The following is a 25,651-nucleotide window of genomic DNA, read 5'->3' on the forward strand; positions in this document are numbered from 1 at the left end:
CACCCTCCCCAGGGTTGGTTGGACAGAGGCAGGAGGCATCGGGGCCGCCCTTGGTAGGACGGCCCCGACGCTGGTGCTGTCAGAGGTTGGGCTGCTCGAAGGTGAGGCTGAGCCGATCGATCTTGACCTTGTCTGCCGTGCCGTTGTAGATACGGATGTCGTCGATCGCCCCGGACAGGTTTTCGTCCTCGACACCACCATTGAGCGTGCGCCCGAACTGCACGTTGCGGAGTGCGGGCAACGGCTTGTCCAACTGGAGTCCCATAGCCTTGCCATTGAGGTAGAACAGCAGCTCACGGGAGTACCCGTTGTAGACCAGCGCGATGTGGTCGCTGTTGGGAGATATTGACGGGGAGTTGTCGAATCGGGCCGGCTGTGTGATCCCCGCAGCGGCCATCTCCCAACGCCCCTCGGTGTTGCCCCGAAGGACCACGACGCTGTTGTTGGTGGTGTCCGTGATGGAGATTGCCGTCATCGGATGGCCCTGCGATCCACTGGTGAACCGAACCCGAGCGGAGATGGTGAAACTTCCCGCCGCGTCAATGACCGGGCTGACCGTCTCGGCGTACTCACCGGCCTTGCCGGCGAACTGCAGGTACCCGGTGCCCATGAAGGATGTGAACGGGTTGGTGGTCCGAATGAGAGTGCTCGGCTTCCCCAGTCGAAGCGCCTCACCACCGGCATCGTAGTTCGGGCTCAATCCCGAGGTCTCGGTGCTCAACTGCCAGTAGCCCTTACGGTCCAACTTGTGCTTCTCCAAACCGGCCGTGTCCTCGCTGACGACCGGGCGGTCGAAGACGGAGACGTCCGCCATCGCACCCTTCCAGAAGTCGGAGTATCCGCCGCCCTTGTAGGTGTGGCGGCCGAACTGGAGGGCACCACGGGCCTCGACCAGCGAACGCCGGTCCTTGACCACCGGAGCACCCGTACCGACCTGCAGCGAGATCTTGTTGTTCGGGCCGTCGAAGACAGCCGTGACGAAGGTCCACGCCGTGGTCGCCGGACCCGCGTTCACCCTCCACTCGCCCAGGTTGATGACATCGTTCGTCGGCATCCGGAAGAACCAGTTGCCCTGTTCGACGCCCAGGCTGAAGCCCGGCTCACCGGTGGCGTCCTGACTGACCGCCACCTGACGGCGGCTGGGGTCATCGACCCGGAACCAGCCGGTGATGGAGAAGCTCCGCGTGGTGCCCACCACCGAGTTCTCGGTGACGAGATACGCGTTGGACGTGCCGTCGAAGATGGCGGCCGTGTCCCACTGACCGAGTGAACCTGCGCTGTCGAACTTGACGCCGCTACCGATCTTGGCGTCGTGTGAGCCGAGCTGGTCGTTAGCCGTCTTCGCTGAGGCGATGTCCGACAGCGGCCACTGCGCGACCGGAGGCCGCTTGCCCACCCGGAAGGTGCAGGTGGCGATCGTGCTCGACCGCTTCGCCACGTCGACCGCCTTGACGAAGAGCTGGCGCGGCCCCTCCTTGTCGGGCGTCCACTTGATCGTCACGGGGCCGCCGGCAGTGGCCGGCTTGACCGACACGGTGGCGCTGTCGTTGAAGTTGTACAGGTATTCCACGACGTCGGTGGCTGCCGAGTCGAAGGTGAAGCTGCCCTGGACGCCGATAGAGCCCCGCCACTGGTCGTCGTCGAGACAGTCGGCAGTGGTATCGGCCGCATCATCGGGCAGATACTCCGGCGAGTCCACGTCCGGGGCGCTCGGGCTGGTCTTGTCGTAGTAGAACTGGCAGACCTCGCGCGTGCCGTCAGAACTCCAGGGACCCCAGCTCACCCCGTCGCTCGCCCGCACTTCCCAGGAGATCGGCACGTTCTGCGCGATGTCGGTCGGCACGTAGTAGCTGAACAGGGAACCACTGGCCTTCAAGGGGGTGGTGTAGCTGCGGGTCTGCAGGCTTCCGCCAGCCGGCGTCCAGGTGACCTTGAACTCGGCCTTGACCTGCTCGGTGTGCGCGGACGAGTGGTCCGGGTCCCGCAGGACGGCGTTGAGCCGCGGCGGAACGTCGGTGTAGGGCGCGGTCGAGCCGTACACGCAGCCGCCACCGGGCGACATCGTCAACTCGGACTGGTTCGCGATCACCGGCGCCCGGTTGTAGCGGACGGAGAGCACACCGTTGTCGCAGAACCGCTTGGTGTGGGTGGAGTCGCTCTCGCTCACCGAACGGAGGCCGAGAGTGACACTGCTCCAACCCTTGCTCACCGCCGTCTGGACCGCCGCCTTGGCTTCCCACTCGGTGTTCTGGTTCGTCGAGGTGCAACTCGACTGCACCTTGGTCGGCGAGTTGTTGGCCAGGTGCGTGGCACCCGACCACCCCGACCCGCCGGGCTGGTTGCCCCAGTTCGTACTGGACGTGATGCCAGAAGGCATGAGATAGAGCGCCGCCGCGCGGGCGGTTGTGTTGTAGACGTGCTGCAGGGTCACCCGGAACTTGGCTTCCAGGATGGTCTTGCCGGCATACGGCGTGGCCAACTGGTAGAAGATGCGCTTGACCTTGGAGTTGTTGCAGGAGCTCGGGCAGAGTCCGATCCGCTCGTGTCGCTTGGTGTCGAACTTCCAGTACTCCTCGGACGGATACCCGCTGTCGACCATTGCCCAGGCGCTGTTGGTGCTGGCTTGCCACACCGGGTCCACGTACACCGGGTAGGTGGTGGCCGGGCTGGCGAGCATCGCGGCGTCCGGAGTGAGGTTCAGCGTGCCCTGGGTGTAGTCGAGGCCGACCTGTCCCACCCGTGAGTCCTCGCCCGGCCCTCGGGCCGAGGCGTCGTTCGGGTCCGTGGGCTCGGCCGCAGCGGTCCTCCGCTGGGCCTCACCGCCGCCCTCCTGGTTGCCGCTGTCCCACATGGTCGGAGCGTCGGCCTCGAACACCGGGTTGCCGGTTGCGGGGTCGAGCGCGACCACACCACCTTCCGCGGTCTCCTCGATGTCGAGCCCTTCGCCAGTCACTCCCAGCCGCAGGTTCTGCAGCTCTGGCAGGTTCGCGGCCTCGGGGGTCTTCAACACCAGGACGTGAGAGAAGCCCTCGACCGTGACGTTGGCGACCAGGTCGACGTCCGGGAAGACCTCCGGGTAGGTAGCCTGGTCGCCGCTGATCGTCGGGGTGGGTAGCGCATGGGGCCAGGTGAGCGTCATGACCCGGAAGTCGCGCTGGACCACCATGAGGGGCGTGGTGCCTCCGCCGGACAGCCGCATGTCGAGCAGCGCCGCGGTCGGCGTGATCGTCCCGTCCGCCTGTGCGACGAGCGCCGCGTTGGACGGCACCCAGGTGCCACCCCGAAGGACCCGCACCGCCTGGTTGTATTCGTTGGCGATGAGCGTGCCGTCCGGCTGGGCGAAGACGTCCCGGTACTCGCCGCGCTGGGCGAGCACCTCGACGGGCTGGTTGAGGTCCGCCGCCGCGACGAGCGCCTCGGCTTCGGTGTCCCGGACCGGATCGGTCTCGACGGCGGCCACCGGGGCGGTCGGCGGGGCCGGCTCGGGAGCGGCCACGTAGGCGGTGCCGGCCAGCAGGCCGGCGAGGCCCACTGTGAGGCCGAGCGTGAAGAGCCGACCCCGCTTTCTGGTACGACGGATCACCGTCAGGTCCTCCCCCGTTGAACTGCGCCAATTCAAGTTCTTCATCAGTTGACCGCCGCCCCGAACGTGCTCACGTTGGCCGGGAAGCCGTTCACGCCGGGCTGCCAGGTCTCGGTGGGCGTTGTCGCTCCGCCGGCCAGGCTCGACCAGGTGAAGCCGTAGACGGCATCGGTGCCGTACGGGCTGGCCACCAGCAGCCGCTTCGAGGTGACACCGAGCGAGGTACCGACGATCTCACTCATCCGGGGGTCGCCCGGAAGGCTCGTCCCGTTTCGCTCGATCTTCACCGGCGCGTTGGTCGAGCCGAGCGCGGGAAGGACCCATACCTGACCGACGTCAGCGGTGTTGGGGCCACCGTCCTCGGTTGGGGCAAAACTGTCCCTGCCCGGGATGCCCACCGCGATGAACATCGTCGAACTGGTGCCCTCGACGGCGGGGTTGGTGTTGACCACCGCGACCTTCTCGCCGAGGTAGTCGCCGCTGCTCGAGTTCAACTGACGTCCGTTGTCCAAGACCGATTTCACCTGCGTAACTGTGTTGGTCGCGGTGACATGGAAGACGTGCGCCGTGCCGACGTCAGTCGGTCTCGGGAAGGTCGGTCGGACGCCCCCGAGGTCATCCTCACCGGGCGCGCCCACGACCACCAACGAATCCTGGGTGCCCTGGGCCGACCCGACCGGCCGATACGGCGCGATGGCGATCGACTTACCGAAGTTGTCGTTGGCTTCGGCCCTATCCCGCTCCGGACCCGGCACCGCGTCCTGGTTGAGCTCGGCGGCCAGCGTCGGCAGCCCACTGGTCAGGACGTGACTGAAGACGTTCACCGCCCCGGCGAACACCTCGGTACCGATCGCCTCACCCGGCGAGCTGACGGCCCAGTGGTACTTGGATGCCGCCACCGCGTACCCGGTGCGGTCGTCGATCTCGGCTGCTCCGGGGATGCCGGCGCCGCCCTGACCGAGTGCCAGGTTCACGGTGCCCCGGATGTAGTGGACGATGCCGGTGACCGGGGAGGCGAGCGACTCACCTGGCGCACCGATGACCACATACGGCTGGCCACTGGCCGTCTGGCTGCCGGCTACCGCGTAGCCGAACCAGTCGAAGGCTTCCGCTGCGTCCGGCACGTTGGTGACGTCCTGGTGGTAGATCAGGGAGTCCGGCCCCTTGGCCAGCCCTGCCCGTGAGCCCAGCAGGACGAGCACGACCCCGGCATCCTGCAGGCCGGAGACGTCCTGGAACGGGACACCCACCGCGAGGTCGGTGCATCCGTCGTTGTTGGCGTCGTACGAGGAGATCGAGGTGCCGAAGCGGTCACCGGGCTCGGGCGCGCCGGGCACCTTGGCGACACCCTCGTACAGGGTGTCCGCAGTGGAGCTACCGCCGTAGCTGACGTGCAACTGCCCGGCACGGGTCTGGCCGTTCACCAGGGCCTCGGGGTCGGCGATCGCGACATCCGCGACACCGTCACCGTTGAAGTCGCTCTCCGTGCCGCCGACGCAGCCGGTCACTGGCGCGACGGTGGTGTAGACCTGCATCTCGCAGAACGAGGACCAGGTGTCGCTGCCGCTCACTCCGTCGGATGCCTTGACCCGCCAGCGGTAGATGCCGCCGTCGACGAAGGCGCCGGCCGGTACCGTGGCCGCGACGGTGGCCCCGTTGGCGACGTTTGCGTAGGTGGCTGACCCGATCGGCGTGTCGGCGTTCATCGCCCACCACTCGAACGCGACCGTCATGGCTGTCGCATCCGCGTCGGAGACGGTGGCCTTGAGCTGCGGCGTCACCGTGTTGACAGTGGGTCGAGTGGAGCCGGTCACGCAGCTGGTTGCCGGCACTGTAGCCCTTGCGGTCACCGTCGGGTACGAGTTGTAGGTGACGCTTGCCTTCGGCACTTCGGTGGTGCCGGAGTAGTTACGGGACCGGAACTGCTTGAACGACGTCGAGTCGGTCTCGTCGGTCGCTCGCAGACCCATGTCCGCGCGGGTGTCGCCCGCGTTGGCCGCCCGCTGGAAGAAGCTGGTGGCGGCGACGCCGACCCAGTTGTCGTCACACGACGAGTCGAAGCCGGCCGACGCCGTGGTCACCTTCTCCTGGTGGTTCCAGGCCGGTTGGTTGCTCCACACGATGCCGTCGGAGATCGAGCCCGTCGTCCAGAGTTCCCAGGATCGCCCGGCGCACTGCACCGACCACCAGTTCCACAGCGAGATGGTCGCCGTGTTGATCTGCTTGCCGACCAGCGCGGTGGTGTCCCAGCGGGCGAACGTCCGGGTGATCGGGCCGGTCGGGCCGAGCTTTCCGAGCCGTAGGTCTGGTTCGCCGCCACGGTCGACGCTCTCGTTGGCCTGCACGAACGTGTCGAACGTGGTGGAGAGCGGGTTGATCTGCGGATCGATGGTGATGGGGTACTGCCGCTCCGGCGCCTTGAGCCACTTCTGGTCCGGCGTGAGGGTCAGTGCGATGCCACTTCCCGCAGCGGTCTTGGCGACCTTCGCGACGGTGGAAGTGACCGGCACCTTGTTGACGGGCGCGCCCTGGGCGTCGACCCGCGCGTCCCACATCAGCAGTGCCGGGGTCGTCGCGATGGCGCGGCCCGTCGCGTCCCTGATGACGGTGTCACCGCCCACGCCCCGCTGGGTGTCCGCGACATTGCGGCCGGTCAGCGGCAGCGTCAGCGTCGCGACCCGGCTCAGGGCGGCGGGGCTCTTGACCACGAACAGGGTTTCGAGGCCGTTCCGGCTCGCCCGTACGACGAGGTCGACGTCGGGCAGGGCGTTCACGTAGGTCGCCCGGTCCTCGCGCAGTTGCGGCTCGGGCAACGCGCCAGCCCAGTTGACGGCCACCCGGTCGTCACCCTTGCCCACGGCTGCCAGCTCGTGGGTGCCGTCCGGTTGCGGGCCGGAGATCGACAGGTCGTGGGGATGTGCCGCCGGACGGACGCTGCCGTCGGCGTTCCGGTGAAGGGTCAGGTCGATCGGGACCCAGTCGCCGCCACGGCGAACCCGGCTCGGCCCGAGGGAAAGCTCCGCCCGGAACTGCCCGTCGGGTAGGGCGAACACCTCGGTGGTCTCGGAGGTGAGGCTCTTGACCTGCACCGGTTTGCCGGTCTTTCGGGCGGCCCGTAGGGACACCGCCTCGTCCGACCTGTTCTCTGCGCCACCCGTTACGCCATCAGGCCCGGCGGCGAGGTACTCCGCCGGTTCGCCCGATATGCCAGCCAATGCGACCGCCGTCAGCACGGCAACACCTGCCGCAAGGCATGAACGAACGGTGGCAGTCTTCCGACGTGCCACGAACCCTCCCCCGTGTGTCTTCAAATATCGATCGGGACTGTAGGGATGAGCCTGCTCTACGCACAAGTACTGTCACAAACAGTGAGGAGGAAAGCGACAATAGAGGTATTTCGTCGACGACGATCACTCCGTGGAGTCTTCCCTGCTCAGAGCGGATGGGCCGGGAATGGCTCACCAACCCTCGGCCAAGCACACTGAGTCAGGGATTCGGGCACCGAAAACGGCCGCGCAGACAGCAGAAATGCATCAACCACAGTGGAGGCAACTCGACACTGTGTGGTCCTGACCGACCCACTGGTAAACACGACGACGGCGGTGGGGAAAAGAAGCCGGGCACCGATCGGATCCAGGTCGAAATTGACCGCCCCGGAACATCCAGAATTGACGGTTCCAGCCATCCCCACCTGCCAGGATGGTCCGTCGTCACCGCAGGCCAACCGCCGGATGTCCAGAACAGCGGACGCACATCCCGCACTGCCCGGAGAAGCGGGAAAAAGCGTTACCGGCCGAGGCCGAACGCGCGGCTACCCTCTCGATCCACTCGGGATCCGGGAAGTCGGGGCATCCTCGCGCCTGGGACACCCCGACTTCACCGAAAGCGAGTCGATCAAGCCAAGAGCCGGTCAGACCCGGGTGAGCCGGACGGCGTCGGCGATGACCAGGCCGGTGCCGTTGCTCCACCGGCTCACCCCCACCCGGTTGGCGTCCCCGGCGGGCAGCGTGAACGTGCCGAGGATCCGCCACTGACCACCGGTCACGCGCTGGTCGACGATGACCGTCCGGTTACCCGTGGTGGTGGAGACGATGTAAGGGGCGGCGCTGTTGTAGCCGGCGTTCGCCGGCCACCAGGCGTCGACACGGTAGTTGGCGGTGGCCGGGACGTTGAACCGGTACCACGCGACGTCACTGGCCGCGACCGGCTCCGCGTAGCGGTAGTCGGTGCCGTGCCGCTGGCTGGAGTACGTCGAGACACCCCAGTTGGCGCTGGCCGTGAACCGCCCGGCGGTGGTGTTGTCCACCGTGGAGGACCAGGCCGGGCCGCCGCCCGCCATCTTCGCCGCCACGTCGGCGCGCATCACGTTCAGGTCGATGAAGGACGGGTCGATCTTTCCGGTGGTGCTGGTCTCCCGGTGCCCCCGGGCGTAGCTGCTGTCCCTGCCCAGCCGGGTGAGGACTGCGGCGGTGGCGGCGATCGAGGCGTTGTACTGCGCGGCGGTCATCTCCTGGTTGACACCGTTGTAGTCGATCTCCCACCCGATCATCAGGGTGTTGCCGTCTCCGGCCGGGATCGGCCCGCTGCCGCCGCTGACCCCGGCGTGGTTGCACCGGCCGGCGGAGATGACGTGGAAGACGCCGTTGTAGTCGACGAGCGCCTGGCAGAGCGGGCCGGGCAGGTCGGACCGGCCGTTGATGCAGATGCCGAGCGCGGGGTGCGGGTTGCTGGCGCTGGAGGTCGAGGCCGTGTGGTGCCAGAGCACCCCGATCGGGTCGAAGGAACCGGGGCGCATCCGGTTGAGCCAGTCGCCCTCGACGACGACCTGGACCCCGGCGGCGCGCAGCACGTCCACCAGCCAGGGGATGGTCGCCATCAGGACTCCCCGAGCAGGTCGGCCAGGCACTCGGCCTTGGGCGCGGCACTCGCCGGGGTGGGCCGGACGACGGTGGTCAGTGCGACGGCCACCAGGGCGGGGATGCCGAGCATCCCTCGGCGGCGCAGACGGATGGATGGTGACCGGGCCATGACGATCCTCCAGCGACGACGGGTTCGTGACACATCGACGAACGTGATGACGGGCACGGTATACCGTCACGAGCGTCGATGTCGATACCCTTCATCAGCGAGCCGCGCGCTGAAGGAAATTGGCAGCGGGAGCGCCGTCAGGCGGCGCCGAGCGCGTCGATGTCGCGCATCTCCTCCGCCGTCAACGAGAAGTGGAAGACGTCGAAGTTGGCCGTGATCCGCTCCGGAGTCACCGACTTCGGGATCACCACGATCTCGTGGTCGATGTGCCAGCGCAGCACCACCTGCGCCGGCGACACGCCGTGTGCGCCGGCGATCCGGGTCAGCACCGGGTCACTGAGATCGGTGGTCTTGAACGGGCTGTACCCCTCCAGCACCACGCCCCGGTCCCGGTGCTCGGCGTGCCGCTGCCGGTCGTACAGCGCCGGCCCCCACCGGATCTGGTTGACCGCCGGGTTCTCCTCGGTCGACTGGATGAGCTCGTCCATCTGGGCGGTGCTGTAGTTGCTCACCCCGACGGCCCGGGCGAGATTCTCGTCGCGGGCGACCAGCAGCTCCCGCCACATCGGGATGCTGTCCGTGGCGGACGGCGGCCAGTGGATCAACCAGAGGTCCACCTGCTCGACGCCGAGTGCCTCCAGGCTGGCCTCCAAGGTCTCGCGCTCGCGGCCCACCCGGTCCGGCGGGACCTTGGTGGTGATGAAGACGTCCTCCCGGCGCAGCCCGCTCTCCTTCAGCGCGCGGCCGACCTCCCGCTCGTTGCCGTAGAGGGTGGCCGTGTCGAGGTGCCGGTAGCCGGTGTCGAGCGCGGCCAGCACGGCGTCGTAGCCCGCCTGGCCGGTGGCCTGCCAGGTGCCGAAGCCGAGCAGAGGCATCCGCACCTCTCCGGGGAGCAGGGCGGTGGGCTGATCGGTGAGGTCCATGAGGACCGTTCTACCCCGCCGGGACCCGTCCCGCCGAGCGAACCGGACACTCGGGCGTCCAGCGCGACGGTCCGGTTTGCCGGAGAATGCGGGATGTGACGGACCGGCTGGAGGAGTATCGGCGCCGACGGGATGCGACCCGTACGCCGGAGCCGGTGCCGGACCGGAGCCAGGCGCCTGCCGGCTCCGACGGCGCCTCGCGCTTCGTCATCCAGCAGCACCACGCCCGCAGCCTGCACTGGGACCTGCGCCTGGAGCACGAGGGAGTCCTCGCCTCCTGGGCGGTGCCGCGCGGCCTGCCCCGCGACCCCGGCCGCAACCACCTCGCCGTGCACACCGAGGACCACCCGATGGAGTACCTCGACTTCTCCGGTGAGATACCCGCCGGCGAGTACGGCGGTGGCCGGATGGTCATCCACGACCAGGGCACCTACCGCGCCGAGAAGTGGCGCGACGACGAGGTGATCGTGACGCTCGCGGGTGAACGGACCGAAGGTCGCTACGTGCTCTTCGCCACCGGCGGCAAGGACTGGATGATCCGGCGCACCGACCCCGCGCCGCCGGGCTGGACACCGATGCCCGAGCTGGTCCGCCCGATGCACGCCACGCCCGCCGCCGGGCTCCCGCGAGACCGCGCCACATGGGGGTACGAGCTGCGCTGGGACGGGGTCCGGGCGATGGCGTACGTCTCCGGCGGGCGGCTCCGGCTGCTCTCCGAGACCGACGAGGAGATCACCGGCGGGTACCCGTGGCTGCGGGCGCTGGCCGAGGCGCTGGCGCCGACCGAGGCGGTGCTCGACGGTGTGCTCGTCCGCATCGACGGCGCCGGCCGGGTCCGCCCGGTGCGCCCGGCCAGCGGCGGTAGGGTCCCGGCGGGGGCCCAGTTCCTGCTCGTCGACCTGCTGTGGCTGGAGGGCGTGAGCAGCGTCGACGTGCCGTACGCGCAACGCCGGGAGCTGCTCGACGGGCTGGCGTTGACCGGTACGCACTGGCAGACTCCGCCGTGGTTTCCCGGCGCGGGCGACGAGGCGCTGCGCACCGGTCGGGAGCAGGGCCTGCCGGGCATCGTCGCCAAGCGGCTGGACTCGGTCTACGAACCGGGGCGGCGCAGCCGGCACTGGCTGAGCATCGACGCGGTCTGACGGCGAGGAGCGACGTGTACCTGACCCACCTGGACTGCCCGCGCTGCGGCCGGGAGTACGCCGCCGACGAGGTGCAGAACCTCTGCGAGTGCGGCTCGCCGCTGCTGGCCCAGTACGACCTGCCGGCGGTGGCGAAGGCGGTCACCCCGGAGCGCTTCCCGCTGCGCCCGGCCGACCTGTGGCGCTACCGGGAGCTGCTGCCGGTGGCCGACCCACGGCACATCACCACGCTCGGCGAGGGCTGGACGCCGCTGCTGCGCGCCCCCGCGTACGGCGCCGAGATCGGCATCGCGGACCTGATGGTCAAGGACGAGGGGTTGATCCCGACCGGCTCGTTCAAGGCGCGCGGCGCGGCGGTGGGTGTGAGCCGGGCCCGTGAGCTGGGCGTCGAGCGGATCGCGATGCCCACCAACGGCAACGCCGGATCGGCGTGGGCGACGTACGCGGCGCGGGCCGGGATGGGGGCGACCATCGTCATGCCGTTGGGAGCGCCGGTCATCTGCCGGAACGAGTGCGTGGCCGCCGGGGCCGACCTGCGCCTGGTCGACGGGCTGATCAGCGACGCCGGCCGGCGGGTGGCCGAGCTGGTCGCGGAGTCCGGCGGGACGGTCTTCGACGCCGGCACGCTGCGCGAGCCCTACCGGCTGGAGGGCAAGAAGACCATGGGGTACGAGATCGTCGAGCAGCTCGGTTGGCAGGCGCCCGACGTGATCATCTACCCGACGGGCGGCGGGGTCGGGCTCATCGGCATCCACAAGGCGCTGCACGAGATGCGCGAGCTGGGTTGGATCGGAGACAAGCTGCCCCGGCTGGTGGCGGTGCAGTCGACCGGCTGCGCGCCGATCGTGCGGGCCTTCGCCGCGGGTGAGGACCGGGCGCAGCCGTGGGAGGACGCGCACACGGTGGCGTTCGGCATCACCGTGCCGTCGCCGCTGGGTGACGAGCTGATCCTGGCCGCGCTGCGGGCGTCGGCCGGCACCGCGGTCGCCGTCGACGACGCGGACATCCTGGCCGACCTGCGGGACTTCGCCGCCCGGGAGGGGCTGCTGCTCTGCCCGGAGGGCGCGGCCTGTCTGACCGCCGCGCGGCAACTGCGCGCTGGCGGGTGGATCCGGGCCGGTGAGCGGGTGGTGGTGCTCAACACCGGCGCCGGGTTGAAGTATCCGGAGACGGTCGACGTTTCCGGCGTGCCCGTGCTGGCCTGAGACGGCGGGCGCCCCGCGGGCCGTGCGGTCCGCGGGGCGCCGTCGCGCCGGCCTACTGGTAGGTGATGTCGGACGGTGTGTAGAAGCAGTTGACGCCGTCGGCGCCCTCGCCGATCTCGGTCGGCTCGTCGCCCTTCGGTACGCCGCGGTACTTGACGCAGATCGAGGTCTCCCGGTCCGGGTCGTCGACGATGGTGATCCGGCTGAACCGGGCGGTGTCGCCCCAGTTGGTGTTGATGCCCGCGATCGCGTCGGTGTCCCGGACGACCACGTTGTCGATCACCACGTGCCGCTGGTACGACGTGGAGCAGTTGCCGCAGGCCCGGTAGAGCTTGCCGGCGTTCTCCACCCGGAAGTTCCTGATGTAGACGGTGCCCGATCCGTTGTGCTGGAAGACCTTGTCGCTGGCGGAGCGGGCGCCGCCGCCGTCGACGGTGTACGTGGTGCCGCCGCGGAAGGTGGCGGCGTCCTCGCCCACGTCCTCCCACCAGACGTTGATCAGGGTGCAGTTGCCCTCGCAGTGCACGCCGTCACCGGCCGGCGCACCGATGATCACATTGCGCAGGGTGGCTCCGGCGGCCAGCTCGAACATCGGGTCCTGGCTCTCGCTCTGCCCGCCGTCGCCGATGCCGTAGTAGCGCTTGAGCCCGCCGTCGAACGTGCCGGAGACCGGGATCGTCGCGTCCACCTTCTGGCTGCCGGTGGGCGTCGGCCAACCCGCGGGCGGCGGGGTGGTGGGTGGTGGCGTGGTCGGCGGCGGGGTGGTCGGCGGCGGCGTGGTCGGGTTGCCACCGCCGGACGAGTCGACCGCGACGTCGTCGAAGCTGCCGCTGGCGTACGCGGTGACCAGGCCGATCCGGCCGGCGGCGGCCAGGCTGTTGCTGCCGGCGGCGATCTGGGTGCCGTTGACGAAGCCCCGGATGGTGCTGCCGCTGGTCTCGATGCGCAGGGTGTACCAGGTGCCGGTGCTGACGCCGAGCGACGCGGAGCCGATCGCGGTGATGCTGGTGCCGTTGACGGCCTGGAGTTCGGCCCGGCCGGAGCCGAGCAGGGCCAACCGGTACATCTTGGTGCTGCTGCTGGAGCGTGCGGCCAGCCCGACCAGGGCGCTGGACGAGCCGAAGCTCACCGGCTTGACCCGGGCCTGCACGGAGTAGTCGGCCCAGCCGGTCTGGCCGGCGAACTGCCGGGCCAGCTCACTGCCGGCGTTGGACTGGTTGAGCACGCCGGAGCCGTCCGTGACGACCGTCCAGGTGCCGCCGGACTTGGACCAGCCGGAGGCGTTGCCGTCGTTGAAGTTGTCGGTGAACACGGTGGCCGCGAGGGCCGAGGTCATGCCGGCCGCGAGGGCCGCCACGGTCGCCCCGGCGCCCACCGCGAGCAGCAGTGGTCGTCGGCCGGGGAGTCGTCTCTTCTGCACAGTTGTCCTCCTTGACGCATGTGGTGGCGATCCCATGACCGTCCGTACGGGGACGTGCCGGCACGGCGCGCTGCCACGACCTGGGATCGGTGCGCCCCGTCGGATGCCCGGTCTCCGGAGCGGGGTGAAGCGGGATCAAAGCCCTGGGGAAAGGGCTTTCCCGTCTCTTCGAGGCTAGGTCCGCGTACGCATCAGCGTCAATGCCTGGCGCTTGCAGGTCTGTTGCAGGATTCACCGGTGGCGGGGTGGCACGCGGCCGACGCCCGGGTCAGTAGCTCTCCGGTTTCGTCAGCCGCCAGGCCGCGTTGATCAGGCCGATGTGCGACAGCGCCTGCGGGGTGTTGCCGAGCTGCGCCCCGGTGACCAGGTCGATCTGCTCGCTGAACAGACCCACGTCGTTGGCGTGCCCGACCACCCGCTCGAACAGCTCTTCGGCCCGCCGCTGCTCGCCGAGCATCACCAGGCACTCCACCAGCCAGAACGAGCACAGTAGGAAGCCGGCGGGGTCGCTCGTCCAGCGCCGGACCAGCCCGTCCTCGGTGCCGAGCTCCCGCTCCACCACGGCGATGGTGGAGCGCATCCTGGGGTCGGTGGCCGGCAGGAAGTGCGCCACCGGCAGGAAGAGTGCCGAGGCGTCCAGCTCGGCCGAGCCGAACGCGCCGGTGAACGCACCGATCCGATCGTTCCAACCCTGCCGGAGCACCTCACCGCGGATCTCGTCGCGGATCGCGGCCCAGCGGTGCGGGTCGGCCCGCTCGCCGAGCCGGGGGGCGAGCCGCACCGCCCGGTCCATCGTCAGCCAGCAGAGCACCTTCGAGGAGAGGTAGTGCCGTTCCCGGTCGCGGGTCTCCCACATGCCCCGGTCGGGCAGGTGCCAGGTGCTCGCCACCTGCTCGGTCAGGCCGAGCACCATCTCCCGCAACTCCATGTCGAACGACGTGCCGAGGTAGTGGCGCAACCGCCAGACCGCCGACATCACCTCCCCCGGCACGTCGAGCTGCCGCTGCCGCCAGGCGTCGTTGCCGATCCGGACCGGCCCGCTTCCGGCGTAGCCGCGCAGGTGCGTGCAGTTGTGCTCGCTGAGGTCGCGCTCCCCCTGCAGCCCGAACAGCACCGGCACCGGCTCGTCGCCGATCCGGCCGATCGAGCGCGCTACCCAGGCGAACAGCCGCGACGCCTCGGTGGGGCAGGCCGCCACCCAGAGGGCGCGCAGGGTCATCGAGAAGTCCCGCAGCCAGGAGTACCGGTAGTCGTAGTTGCGGTCGCCACCCAGGCGCTCCGGCAGCGACGTGGTCAACGCCGCGGCGACCGCGCCGCTGCGGGCGTACGTGAGGCCGGTCAGGACCGTCGCGCTGTGCCGGACCAGCTCGGGGTACCGGCCCTCGTACCCGTGTGTCTCCCGGTACGCCTCCCACGCCTGCGTCGTCTCGGCGAGCGCGGCAACCGGGTCCAGCCGGGCCGGCGGGGCCCCGTAGGACTCGCCGAACGCCACGTCCATCCCGACGACCTGGCCGGCGGAGACCTCGAACTCGTGGGTCACCCGGTCCCGGCCGGCGCGCAACGGCAGGCCACCGGCGCGCAGCACCAGCACCACCGGACCGGCGTCGGCCAGCACCGTGCCATCGGCCTGCTCGTGCAGGTACGGCGTGAGCAGGCCGTACTCCGGCCGTGGCGCGAAGTCCAGCGCCATGCGGACCCGCCCGGACAGGCCCTCGACCACTCTGATCAGCACGGCCGGTGAGTTCATGCCCAGTTCGTGGGCGCGGGCACCGATCTCGGCGGCCAGCGCGTCGGTGACCGCGACGCTCCCGTCCGGCGTGTGGTGCACGGTGCGCAGCACCAGCGAGTCCGGCCGGTACGCGCGCTCCACCCGGTGCCCGTGCCGGCCGGCGCCGACCGGCGCCAGCCGGAAATGCCCGGCGCTCGGGTCGAGCAGCCGCCCGAACACGGACGGGCCGTCGAACCGGGCCGGGCACCACCAGTCGATCGAACCGTCCCTGCTCACCAGCGCACCGGAGCGGGAGTCCGAGAGGAATCCGTAGTCGGAGATCGCCGGCTGCTGCTCCACCCGCCGGGGGTACCCGGATCGGCCCGGATCAGACGGCCGCAGGCCGCGTCAGGCGGTCGGCGGCTCGTCCTCGCCGGCCTCCTCGGCGGCGTCGGCCTCCTCCTTGGTGTGGTGCACGGCCTGGTCGGCGTGCTCCGGCGGGCCGTAGACGGTGTAGAGCACCAGCGGGTTGGGGCCGGAGTTGACGAAGTTGTGCTTCGTGCCGGCCGGCACCACGACGAGGTCGCCCGCGACGACCTCCCGCTTCTCGCCGGCCACCCGCGCTTCGCCGGTGCCGCTGACGAAGGTCAGGATCTGGTCGATGCCCTCGTGCACCTCCTCGCCGATCTCCCCACCCGGCGGGATGGTCATGATGACCAGCTGGGTGTGCTCCCCGGTCCACAGGACGCGGCGGAAGTCCGGGCTCTTCTCGGCGACGGTCGCGATCGTGAAATGCTCCATGCCGCCCTCATACCCGGTTCGACGGCACGCCACGCCGGGACTCGCAGATGGTGGAATTCCCCACGCGGGGCAGGTTTGGATCCCTGCCGGACGGGGATCGTCAACGCTGACCGGTGCAGACGGCCGGTCGAGCCAGGTCCCCGCTGGCGTACCGCCGAACGGCTGCGGTGGTGGGAGACGGCCAGAGCGCGGCGACGTTCCGACCACGGTCGAAGCGGCGCCGTGCGCTCGTCCACGCGTCAACCGGTGTCTCGGCGGTGCCGTGCGGTCAGCCGTCGCGGTGCAGCCAGGCCAGCAGGTCCGGGGGCGCGAGCGCCGCCGCTCGCGCCCGGTAGCGCGCCTGCCCGTCCGGGTCCAGCAGGTCCCGCCCCTGCCCGGAGCCACCGTTGCGGAAGAAGGCCCGGCGGTCCCGCAGCACGCCGAGCGTGTCCGGGGCGAGCTGGTCGGCACGCTCCCGCATCCGGCCGAAGGTGGCCGCCTCGACCAGCTCCGGCCAGCGCTCGGCGGGGATCGTGAGGCCCCAGCGGTCGGCGAGCCGGCGCATCTGGCCGCCCAGGTCGGCCCGCAGGTCGTCGTAGTGCACCAGCTCGACGTTCGGCTCGTGCCGGCGGGCCCAGGCGTCGCTCAGATGCCACAGCACCCCGGGCAGCGAGTCCAGCTCGGTACGCGGGTCCGCCGCCCGGTCGACCCAGCTCGGCAACCACTCCCGCACCGGCGTCCGTGTGCGCGGCGGCCCGGCCGGCGCGGGTTGACCGGTCAGCTCCGCGAGCCGCGCCCGGTCGAGGTTGCCGGCCTGGTGGTAGAGGGAGACCGCCATGTCCAGCGGATGCCGGGCCACCACCACGTAGTGCACCCGAGGGTCGAGCGGTACGCCGTCGAGCGGGGTGTGCGTCTTGACGAACCGGCGGTGCGGCTGTGCGGCCAACCGGCGGTACACCTCGTCCTTCGGCTCGACCAGCCAGTCCAGCCAGGGCGACAGCTCGGTCAGCGGCGCCGGAAGCTCCGGGGTGCCCAGCACCAGCAGGGCGCAGATCATCTGCATCCAGGTGGTGCCGCTCTTGGACCGGGTGCTGATCACGATGTCGCCGTCCCGGAACGGGAAACCGGTCCAGCGTGCGCTGTCCTCGTCGTCGGATCGGTAACGGTGGGTCGGCGCGAGCATCGGGCGAGCGTAGTCGCCGAGCCGACAGCCGACCAGCCGATTCACGACTGCACGGCCTGTGACACATGCGCATGCCTGGCTAGATTTGACGCATGGTGCCCGCCCACGGGGGCCGGGCGGCGGAACCGGTCTACCGCCCCATCCTCGCCAGCCGGCGCGGCGAGTTGGAAGCGTTGAGCCACCTCGACCCCGCGGCCGCTCCGTTGCTCGCCCCGATCCTGGAGGTCGGTGCGGTCGACCGCTCCACGATGGACATTCTCCGCCGGTTGCCGGCCGGTCTGCTGCCGTACGTCGACGTCACCGGCCTTCCGGACACCCCCGACACGGAACTCGCGGCCTGGGGCGTACCGCTGGTGCCGGTCGTCGGGCTCGCGGAGAGCGACCGGCGGCTGGTCGCGCACGGCGCGGCGGCGCGGGCGTACGCCCGACGGGCGCTGATCCGGCTGCGCGCCGGCCAGGACCGGACCGGGCCGGCAGCGGGCACCACCGCCGTCGAACGGATCTGGCGGCTCACCGGGCTGTCGCCCGAGGAGTGCGACCTGCTGGTGGACGCGGGGGACGTGTGCTGCCCGGCCGATGTCCGGCAGGCCGAGCCCCGGGTACGCCGGCTGCTCGACTGGGCCCGCCGGCACGCGTGGCGGTCGGTGACCGTGGCGGCGGGCGGGATGCCGCCGACGCTGTCCCGGCTGCCCACCGACGAGCCGGTCCGGCTGGACCGCTGGGACTGGCAGCTCTGGCAGCGGCTCGGCGACGTCGGGGTCGACTACGGCGACTACGGCGTCGGCCCGGCCGTGCCCGGCTCGGGTGACCCCGGGGACCGGCTGCCCACCGTGCGGTACACCGCCGACGGCGACTGGTGGGTCTACCGCTGGTCGCGGCGGGGCGGGCGGGGCGACGACCGGTTCGCCGACCTGTGCCGCACGCTCGTGTCCGCGCCGCACTGGCCGAGCGCCGGCGCGGCCTTCTCCTGGGGCGACCACGAGTTGCTGCGCCGGGCCCGGCGGGGTGCCGGTGCCGGCTCGGCCGCCAACTGGGCGGCGTGGAGCACCTCGCACCACCTGGCCCACGTGCTGACCGCCCTGCTGCGCCCCAGCAACGACAGCGCGCACCGGGGCAACGACAGCGCCGGAGGGTGGCGACCCACGCCGGACCGGCCGCAGCGAGGGCGGTCGCTGCGGCAGCCGCGCGGCGGCGAGACCCGCCGGGCCGGTTGAGCCGGACCTACTGCTTCTCGGTGAAGCCGAACTGGATGATGCCCTCGTCGTCGACGGTCGCGTCCACCGAGGCGTCGCCGAGCAGCTCGGCGGCGTCCTCGTCGAGGAAGATCCGGGCACCCTGGTTGTCGACCACACGGTCGCCCTGCTCCGGCTCGGGCACCAGTTCCACGGTGAGCGACCCGGCCTCGGCGTCGGCGGCGATCCGCACCCCACCGTCCTCGGCCACGTCCTGCTGGTTGGCGAGGTCACGGATGACGAGCACGGCATTGTCGGTCATGGTGAGCATTGGCGGAACTCCTCGTGGATTCTCGGCTCGCGGTCGGTTTACCGCGCAGACCGGACAGTCGGTCCGCGTACGAGCACACGTGGGAGGCGACAGGTGAGGCGAACGGTCGTCGCCGTCGCGCATCGGGGCAGCTGACGGGCCCCGTCACTGCCTACGGTGCCCGCTGCCGGGCGATCCGTCAAATAGAGCCGGATCAGTCGAGAACGGGGACGGGAGCGAGCAACGCGCGAATCTCGTTGACCGCCGCGCGGCCGGCCCGGTTGGCTCCGATCGTGCTCGCCGAGGGGCCGTACCCGACCAGGTGAATCCGCTCGTCGGCGACCACCCGGGTGCCGTCCATCGTGATACCGCCGCCCGGTCCGCGCAGCCCCAGCGGGGCGAGATGGTCGAGCGCGGCCCGGAAACCGGTGCACCAGAGGATCACGTCCGCCGGCACGAACCGCCCGTCCGCCCAGGCCACCCCGTCGGGCGTGATCCGGTCGAAGACGGGTAGCCGGTCGAGGACGCCGCGCTCGCGCAGCCGGCGTACCTCCGGGGTGACCGGCAGTCCGGTCACGCCGACGCCCCTGCCTGGCGGGCGCCCGGCGCGGACCGCCTCGTCCACGCGGGCCACGGCGGCCCGGCCCAGCTCGGTGCCGAACTCCTCGTCACGGAAGTGGGGTGGCCGGCGGGTCACCCAGGTGGTGGTCGCCGCGACGGTGGAGACCTCGCCGAGCAGCTGCACGGCCGAGGTGCCGCCACCGACCACCACGACCCGGCGGCCGGCGAACTCGGCCGGCCCCCGGTAGTCGGCGGTGTGCAGCTGCCGTCCCCGGAAGGACGACCGGCCCGGGTAGTGCGGCCAGAACGGCCGGGTCCACGTGCCGGTCGCGTTGATGAGGGCCCGAGCGGTCCACCGGTCGCCGTCGGTGCGCACGTCCAGCCGGCCGTCCGGGAGGGAGTGCACCGAGCGCACCCGCACCGGGCGCCGGACCGGCAGGTCGAACGCCTGCTCGTACGCGGCGAAGTAGGCGCTGACCTGCGGGGCGGCCGGCTGCTGCGGGTCGGCTGGCGGGAAGGGCAGCCCGGGCAGGTCGTGGAAGCCGTGGACCCGGTCGAGCAGCAGTGTCGGCCAGCGGTGCTGCCAGGCCCCACCGGGCCCGTCGTCGCCGTCGAGGATGACGAATCCGCCGCCGGGGGCGAAGCCGGTGCGGCGCAGGTGGTAGCCGGCGCTCAGCCCGGCCTGGCCGGCTCCGATGACCACGACATCGGCGGAGTGGGTGTCCACGTGGGGTGCAACATCACCGATGCCGCCGCTCTGCCCGGGCAGGCCGTCGCGCCGGTCACAGGTCACCCCTTCGGACCCACCTGCCCGAATTGTCCGCCCAGCGGACGTCCGTCGAGCCTGCCGGCAGAACACGAGTGGCAATAACCTTCGCTTGAGGCTCTTCACCGGCGAATATCTTCGTGGCAGCATCAGCGCATGCATCGTCGTCTCTTTCCCCGGGCCCTCGCGCTGCTCGCGCTGGTCGCCACCGCGGCCACCGCCGGCGCGCCCGGCGCCACCGCCGAGTCGCCCACCCCCGCGACGACCCGACTGAACGCCACCATCGACACGATCCTCGCCGACCCGCGCCTGGCCGGCGCGCAGGCGTCGGTGGTGGTCGTCGACACCAGCACCGGCCAGACCCTCTACGACCGCAACGGCGACCGCCGGCTGATCCCGGCGTCCAACACCAAACTGCTGACCTCGACCGCCGCACTGGAGTTGCTCGGCCCGGGGCACCGCCTCACCACCGACGTACGCACCACCGGCAAGCGTCGCGCCGGGTTGCTCTCCGGCAATCTCTACCTGCGCGGTGGAGGCGACCCGACGATGCTCGCGGCCGACTACGACGCGCTCGCCGCGCAGGTCGCCGCCGACGGCGTCCGGGTGGTGACCGGCAACCTGATCGCCGACGACACCCGATACGACCGCACCCGGCTCGGCCCCGACTGGACCTGGGACGACGAGCCCTACTACTACGCCGCGCAGGTCTCCGCGCTGACGGTCGCGCCGGACACCGACTACGACGCGGGCACCGTGATCGTGCACGCCGCCCCCGCCGACAAGGCCGGCGCCCCGCCCGTGGTCACCACCACCCCGCGCACGGGGTACGTCCGGATCGACAACCGGGCCGAGACGGTCACCGAGGGCGAGACCTCGATCTCGATCGAGCGCGAACACGGCGGCAACACCATCGTGGTGAGCGGGCAGATCGCGGTCGGCGACGCGCCGGCCAGCGACTGGGTGACCGTCTGGGAGCCCACCGGCTACGCGGCCGAGGTGTTCCGGGCGGCGCTGCACCGGCACGGCGTCCGGGTGCTCGGCCGGACCGTGCTCGGCCAGCCCACCCCCGAGACGGCACACCCGGTGGCCCGGCACGACTCGATGAGCCTGGGTGAGCTGATGACGCCGTTCCTCAAGCTCTCCAACAACGGGCACGCCGAGGTGTTGACCAAGGAGATCGGCCGGGTGCTCTCCGGTTCCGGCACCTGGTCGGCGGGCCTCACGGCGATCAGCGAGTACGTCGCCGACACCGGGATGGACACCGGAAAGCTCCGCCAGCGCGACGGGTCCGGGTTGTCCCGGCGCAATCTGGTGCCGGCCACGGAGTTCGTCGACCTGCTGGCCACCGTCCGGGCCGAACCCTGGTTCACCACCTGGTACGCGGCGTTGCCGATCGCCGGGCAACCCGAGCGTTTCGTCGGCGGCACCCTGCGCAGCCGGATGGCCGGCACTCCGGCCGCCGGCAACGTGCACGCCAAGACCGGCAGCCTGACCGGGGTCTCCGGCCTGTCCGGCTACGTCACCAGTGCCGACGGCCGCCTGCTGGCGTTCTCCATCCTGTTGAACAACTATCTGACGGCGTCGGTCAAGCCGCTGGAGGACCAGATCGCCGTGGCGCTGGCCGGGTACCGCGAGAGCACGACCGCGGCGCGGGTGGCAGCACCGACGGTGCCGGAGACGCCACGGACCCCCGAGGGTGTGGAGTGCTCCTGGGTCAAGCCGATCACCTGCTGACCGGCATCCGGGGGCGCGGCGCGCCCCCGGCTGCTCGTCAGGCCGGACGGTCGGGTGGGGGGACCACCGCCGTCGGGTCACCGCGCTCGATGAGCGCGGCGATCTCGGCGGCCCGCAGGCCGCGCAGAGCCAGCACCCGGGTGCCCCAGCGGTGCAGCCGGCACGGGTGCGGGCTGGCGTCGTTGCGGCAGACCACCCCGCCGGACCACCGCCGGGGCGCGTGCACCACCACCGCCCGCACCGCGAACTGGGCATCCTCACCCGTCACGTACGGCGGCAGGGGGATGTCGCGGAGCACCTCCCCGGACGCTTCACCGGCGCCGGACGAGGCGACGGGACGGACGCGGTGGGCGGTACTGGTGCTCATCTGCGCTGCCTCCACACTGGATGGTCGGACGGGGACAGCAGAAAGTTACGTCCCTCCCGACCGTGTGCGACGGACAAACTGTCCCGCTGGGGTGACCGCACCGAGGTGGGCGCAGGTCAGAGCCGCTCCAGCACCACCACCGGAATCTCCCGGCCGGTCTTGGTCTGGTAGTCGTCGTACGCCGGCCAGATGGCGGTCATCGTGGACCACATCCGCGGCTTCTCCTCGGGGGTCGCGGTGCGTGCCCGCGCCGTGAAGGTGTCCCCGGCGACCTGCACCTCGACCCGCGGCTCCGCCAGCAGGTTGAGGAACCAGGCGGGGTGTTTCGGCGCACCGCCCTGCGACGCGACGACCAGGTAGTCGTCACCGTCCCGACCGTAGATCAGCGCGGTGCGCCGCAGCTTGCCGCTCTGCCGGCCCCGGGTGGTCAGCAGCAGTGTGTAGACGCCGGGCCGCCACTCGTGCCCCTCGGCGCCGTCGGTTTCGACGTACCGCTGGATGTGCTCGGCGACCCAGCCCTGGGGGCTGTCCACCACCTGTTCACTGGCCGTCATGGGCGCTCCTCACCGATCGATGGCACTCGCGCCCAGGCTACTGCCGCCACGGGCCACCGGCAGGTCGAACAGCACGGTGACGGCGGGCGGTCAGCGCACCGCCACAGCCTGCAGGCCGACGTTGCCGCAGTGCTCCGTGAAGACCTTCTCGACGGTCCAGGTCAGCACCAGCCGGGCACCCTTCGGCAGCCGGAACCGGATCGTGAACACCGCGCTCCGGCTGGTGTACGGGTCCTCCAGCCGCATCGTGCTGGTCGGACCCCCGGTGGACAGTCGCGCCTCCAGCAGGCCACGGGCCATCCAGGTCCCGGCGTAGAGCTGGACGGTGCGCGGCTCGCCGCTGCCGGCGACGGCGAGGCTGAACCCGTTGCCGGCGCCACAGGTGTAGACGCCGTTCGGGCTGCCGCTCGCCGACCGTTCCGGCGTCCCGTCGGACCATCTGACGGTCTCCTGGTTGCCGTCCCAGGCGACCCGCCTGCCGGGGCCGCCCCCGTCGATGATCTCCCCGGAGCCGCCGCGCTTGCGGGCCGTCGAGCTGCCGCCGCGCAGCCCCCAGTGCATCCAGTCGCGGGTGCCGACGGCGGTGAGGTTGACCTCGGCGGGCACCTCCGCCTGGCTCACCGACAGCGCCGGCCCCGCCGCCGGCGGGGGGATCGAGGCGCTGACCGAGGGCGTCGGGTCGGGCGAGGGCGGACGCTGCCGGGGACGCAGGCCGGGTGACGCCGGCCCGGTCTCGCTGGCGCGGCCCTCCGCGTTGGGGAGGGCGGTGGGGCGGGTGACCCCGGCGGGAACGCCACCCGGGCGAGTCGCCTGGTCGTCGGGGGTCTCCGGCTCGGATCGCGTGCCGAGGTACGAGACCAGGGCCACCAGGCAGGCGAGCACGACGACGCCCTCGACCACCCAGCGCCGACGCCGCCGGGCGCGGGCGAGCCGGCGCAGTGTGCTGCGCGTCTGCCCCGTGATGTCGGCGGTTGCTCGGTGCGTCGGCAGGTCGGACGACCTGTCCCCCGACCGCGAATCCGCCCGCGTGCGGTCTTCGTCCGCCACCGACCCCTCCAACTCCACCGCCCGGCCGCCATCGACCGCCGCGGATCGCACCGTCCACTGTGGGCCGTCTCACGTATGCGCGAGCGTGGTCGACACGCTAGATCCGGACGGGTAGGCGTGTCCAGTCCGCTACCGGACGATATGGGACGACCGGACACGGTCGGACGGGAGTGACCTCGACCGCGAACGCCTCTCGCGTCAACCGATCCGGAAGCCCAGCGCCTGCGCGATGACCACGGCCTGCTCGGCGTCGACGATGGCGTCGGCCCGCTCGACGACTGTCGGGTCGAGCGCGGTCAGGTCGCTGCCCCGCAGGTCGGCGCCGCCCAGCCGGGAGCTGTGCAGCTGCGCCCCGGACAGGTCGACGCCCGTCACCGTGGCGTCGGTGAGGTTGGCTCCGGTCAGGTCGACCTCGCGCATCCGCACGTCGGTCAGCCGGACACCGCGCAGGTCGGCGCCGGGCAGCGCCACGAACGACCAGTCACCGCCGGCCACCGTCAGCGGACGCAGGTCGCACTGGCTGAAGGTGCTGCCCACCATCTTGCAGCCGGTGAACTCGGCCTCGAAGAAGTTGCACCGCTTGAAGACGCAGCGGGTGAAGGCGGAGTCGACGTGCCGGGATGCGTTGAACAGCACGTTGCCGAACGTGCAGCCGGTGAAGACCGCGCCGCGGCTCACCGCCTCGGTCAGGTCCACGTGGAAGAACTCGCAGCCCACGAAATGCCGGTCGACCAGCTCCTCGCCGTACCAGTCCTCGTGGCGGAAGGTCACGTCCTCGGTCAGCTCCGGCATCCGGCCAGGTTAGTGTCGGCCACCGACAGCCGGACCGGCCGGCCCGGGACACCCCTTCCGATACCGGCGTACCGACTAGTAGTTTCGGCGACGTGAGTGTGGCGCGGAGCAAGGACCCCGACCAGATCGGCTTCGACCCGGCGCGGCTGGCGCGGATCGACGAACACTTCGGCAGGTACGTCAACGACGGCCGGCTCGCCGGCTGGCAGGTGGTGGTCACCCGCCGCGGCGAGGTGGCGCACTCCTCGACGTACGGGCTGCGGGACCGGGAGGCGGGCGCCCCCGTCGAGGCCGACACGCTCTGGCGGATCTACTCGATGACCAAGCCGGTCACCTCGGTCGCGGCGATGATGCTGTGGGAGGAGGGCCGGTTCGAGCTGACCGACGAGATCAGCCGCTGGCTGCCCGAGTTCGCCGACCTGCGGGTCTACTCGAAGGGGTCGACGCTCAAGCCGTACACGGTGCCGGCGATCGAGCCCATCCGGGTGTGGCACCTGCTCACCCACACCGCCGGCCTGACGTACGGCTTCATGCAGACCTCGGTGGTCGACGGGCTCTACCGGGCCGCCGGCTACGACCTGTACCCGCCGGCCGACGTCGACCTGGCCGGGGCCTGCGCCGCCTTCGGTGAACTGCCGCTGCTGTTCCAGCCCGGCACCGCCTGGGGCTACTCCGTCGCCACCGACGTGCTCGGCCGGCTGGTCGAGGTGGTCTCCGGGCAGAGCCTCGACGCGTTCTTCGCCGACCGGATCTTCGGCCCGCTGGGCATGACCGACACCCGGTGGTGGGTCGAGGGTGACGAGGCCGAGCGACTGGCCGCGCTCTACGTCCCGGACCCGCGCAGCGGCCAGGCGGTCCGCTACGACAGGCTCGGCTCGCTCGCGTACAACAAGCCGGTGCTGCTCTCCGGCGGCGGTGGCCTGATCTCCAGCGCGGCCGACTACCACCGCTTCACCCAGATGCTGCTGCGCGGCGGCGAGCTGGACGGCGCGCGCCTGCTCGGGCCGCGCACGGTGCGTTTCATGACCCGCAACCACCTGCCCGAAGGCCAGGACCTGGGCACCCTGTCCACCGGCGGCTTCGCCGAGACCACCCTCGACGGGATCGGCTTCGGCCTCGGCTTCGCGGTGGTCGACGACCCGATCCCGAGCCGGGTGCCGAGCAGCGTCGGCGAGTACTACTGGGGTGGCGTGGCAAGCACCGCGTTCTGGGTGGACCCGGCCGAGGAGATCACCGCGCTCCTCTTCACCCAGCTGATGCCGTCGAGCACGTACCCGCTGCGCTCCCAGCTGCGCCAGTTGGTCTACTCCGCCCTGGTCGCCTGACGGGGATCGCCGTTCCACCGGCGGGCGACGCGCCCGGTCCCTAGCCTG

Annotated in this window: 20 protein-coding genes; 5 read left to right on the forward strand and 15 right to left on the reverse strand. The window is 71.1% G+C overall.

Translation table 11 applies throughout. From position 1 onward, the window contains the following. Positions 1-79: 79 nt before the first annotated feature. The 5 genes from M8C17_RS22785 to M8C17_RS22805 form a co-directional block, all read right to left on the reverse strand. Positions 80-3,583: a LamG-like jellyroll fold domain-containing protein gene (locus tag M8C17_RS22785; protein ID WP_252418565.1), complete on the reverse strand. Its 3,504-nt coding sequence runs from the start codon at positions 3,581-3,583 to the stop codon at positions 80-82. A 44-nt stretch (positions 3,584-3,627) separates the two neighbouring features. After that, entirely contained in the window at positions 3,628-6,870 is a 3,243-nt protein-coding gene (locus M8C17_RS22790; RefSeq protein WP_252418566.1) for a hypothetical protein, read from the reverse strand. A gap of 623 nt (positions 6,871-7,493) precedes the next feature. After that, complete coding sequence (locus tag M8C17_RS22795) at positions 7,494-8,459, reverse strand: N-acetylmuramoyl-L-alanine amidase (protein WP_252418567.1); 966 nt, start codon at positions 8,457-8,459, stop codon at positions 7,494-7,496. Continuing rightward, positions 8,459-8,611: a hypothetical protein gene (locus M8C17_RS22800; protein ID WP_252418568.1), complete on the reverse strand. Its 153-nt coding sequence runs from the start codon at positions 8,609-8,611 to the stop codon at positions 8,459-8,461. The genes M8C17_RS22795 and M8C17_RS22800 overlap by 1 nt, the downstream gene beginning before the upstream one ends. Positions 8,612-8,748: 137 nt before the next feature. Continuing rightward, a complete protein-coding gene (locus tag M8C17_RS22805; RefSeq protein ID WP_252418569.1) occupies positions 8,749-9,534 on the reverse strand; it encodes an aldo/keto reductase in 786 nt (261 codons plus the stop codon). 95 nt (positions 9,535-9,629) lie between these two features. Here M8C17_RS22805 and M8C17_RS22810 point away from each other — a divergent pair, with 95 nt between their 5' ends. Further along, a complete protein-coding gene (locus tag M8C17_RS22810) occupies positions 9,630-10,676 on the forward strand; it encodes a DNA polymerase ligase N-terminal domain-containing protein (RefSeq protein WP_252418570.1) in 1,047 nt (348 codons plus the stop codon). A 14-nt stretch (positions 10,677-10,690) separates the two neighbouring features. After that, positions 10,691-11,881 carry a threonine synthase gene (locus tag M8C17_RS22815; RefSeq protein WP_252418571.1) on the forward strand — a complete coding sequence of 397 codons (1,191 nt, stop codon included), beginning with the start codon at positions 10,691-10,693 and terminating at the stop codon, positions 11,879-11,881. A 52-nt stretch (positions 11,882-11,933) separates the two neighbouring features. Here the strand turns inward: M8C17_RS22815 and M8C17_RS22820 are convergent, their stop codons facing one another. From M8C17_RS22820 to M8C17_RS22835, 4 genes are all read right to left on the reverse strand, one after another. After that, a complete protein-coding gene (locus M8C17_RS22820; protein WP_252418572.1) occupies positions 11,934-13,301 on the reverse strand; it encodes a pectate lyase in 1,368 nt (455 codons plus the stop codon). Between the two features lie 268 nt (positions 13,302-13,569). After that, complete coding sequence (locus tag M8C17_RS22825; RefSeq protein ID WP_252418573.1) at positions 13,570-15,369, reverse strand: glycoside hydrolase family 15 protein; 1,800 nt, start codon at positions 15,367-15,369, stop codon at positions 13,570-13,572. A gap of 48 nt (positions 15,370-15,417) precedes the next feature. After that, positions 15,418-15,810, reverse strand: a complete 393-nt coding sequence (locus M8C17_RS22830) for a cupin domain-containing protein (RefSeq protein WP_252418574.1) — start codon at positions 15,808-15,810, stop codon at positions 15,418-15,420. A 268-nt stretch (positions 15,811-16,078) separates the two neighbouring features. Beyond that, positions 16,079-16,972 (reverse strand): sulfotransferase domain-containing protein, encoded by an 894-nt coding sequence (locus tag M8C17_RS22835; protein WP_252418575.1) that lies wholly within the window; start codon positions 16,970-16,972, stop codon positions 16,079-16,081. Between the two features lie 92 nt (positions 16,973-17,064). On the opposite strand from M8C17_RS22835, the gene M8C17_RS22840 reads away from it, so the two are divergent. Beyond that, complete coding sequence (locus tag M8C17_RS22840) at positions 17,065-18,186, forward strand: beta family protein (protein WP_252418576.1); 1,122 nt, start codon at positions 17,065-17,067, stop codon at positions 18,184-18,186. A gap of 7 nt (positions 18,187-18,193) precedes the next feature. Here M8C17_RS22840 and M8C17_RS22845 read toward each other — a convergent pair whose 3' ends face one another. Both M8C17_RS22845 and M8C17_RS22850 read right to left on the reverse strand, forming a co-directional pair. Continuing rightward, positions 18,194-18,475, reverse strand: a complete 282-nt coding sequence (locus M8C17_RS22845; RefSeq protein ID WP_252418577.1) for an adhesin — start codon at positions 18,473-18,475, stop codon at positions 18,194-18,196. Between the two features lie 193 nt (positions 18,476-18,668). Then, positions 18,669-19,808 (reverse strand): NAD(P)-binding domain-containing protein, encoded by a 1,140-nt coding sequence (locus tag M8C17_RS22850; protein WP_252418578.1) that lies wholly within the window; start codon positions 19,806-19,808, stop codon positions 18,669-18,671. A gap of 129 nt (positions 19,809-19,937) precedes the next feature. Here M8C17_RS22850 and dacB point away from each other — a divergent pair, with 129 nt between their 5' ends. Further along, positions 19,938-21,518, forward strand: coding sequence for a D-alanyl-D-alanine carboxypeptidase/D-alanyl-D-alanine-endopeptidase (gene dacB / locus M8C17_RS22855; protein WP_252418579.1), 1,581 nt, complete (start codon positions 19,938-19,940; stop codon positions 21,516-21,518). Positions 21,519-21,555: 37 nt separating this feature from the next. On the opposite strand, the gene M8C17_RS22860 is transcribed toward dacB, so the two are convergent. From M8C17_RS22860 to M8C17_RS22875, 4 genes are all read right to left on the reverse strand, one after another. Then, positions 21,556-21,885 (reverse strand): hypothetical protein, encoded by a 330-nt coding sequence (locus tag M8C17_RS22860; RefSeq protein ID WP_252418580.1) that lies wholly within the window; start codon positions 21,883-21,885, stop codon positions 21,556-21,558. A gap of 116 nt (positions 21,886-22,001) precedes the next feature. Then, positions 22,002-22,439 (reverse strand): nitroreductase family deazaflavin-dependent oxidoreductase, encoded by a 438-nt coding sequence (locus tag M8C17_RS22865; protein ID WP_252418581.1) that lies wholly within the window; start codon positions 22,437-22,439, stop codon positions 22,002-22,004. Between the two features lie 90 nt (positions 22,440-22,529). Continuing rightward, positions 22,530-23,486: a hypothetical protein gene (locus M8C17_RS22870; RefSeq protein ID WP_252418582.1), complete on the reverse strand. Its 957-nt coding sequence runs from the start codon at positions 23,484-23,486 to the stop codon at positions 22,530-22,532. A gap of 198 nt (positions 23,487-23,684) precedes the next feature. Beyond that, on the reverse strand, positions 23,685-24,278 hold the full coding sequence (locus M8C17_RS22875) for a pentapeptide repeat-containing protein (RefSeq protein ID WP_252418583.1): 594 nt from the start codon (positions 24,276-24,278) through the stop codon (positions 23,685-23,687). Between the two features lie 92 nt (positions 24,279-24,370). Here M8C17_RS22875 and M8C17_RS22880 point away from each other — a divergent pair, with 92 nt between their 5' ends. Next, positions 24,371-25,603, forward strand: coding sequence for a serine hydrolase (locus tag M8C17_RS22880; protein WP_252418584.1), 1,233 nt, complete (start codon positions 24,371-24,373; stop codon positions 25,601-25,603). The last annotated feature ends 48 nt before the right edge of the window (positions 25,604-25,651 follow it).

The sequence above is a fragment of the Micromonospora sp. RHAY321 genome (assembly GCF_023896955.1).
In the GTDB taxonomy this organism is placed as follows: Bacteria; Actinomycetota; Actinomycetes; order Mycobacteriales; family Micromonosporaceae; genus Micromonospora.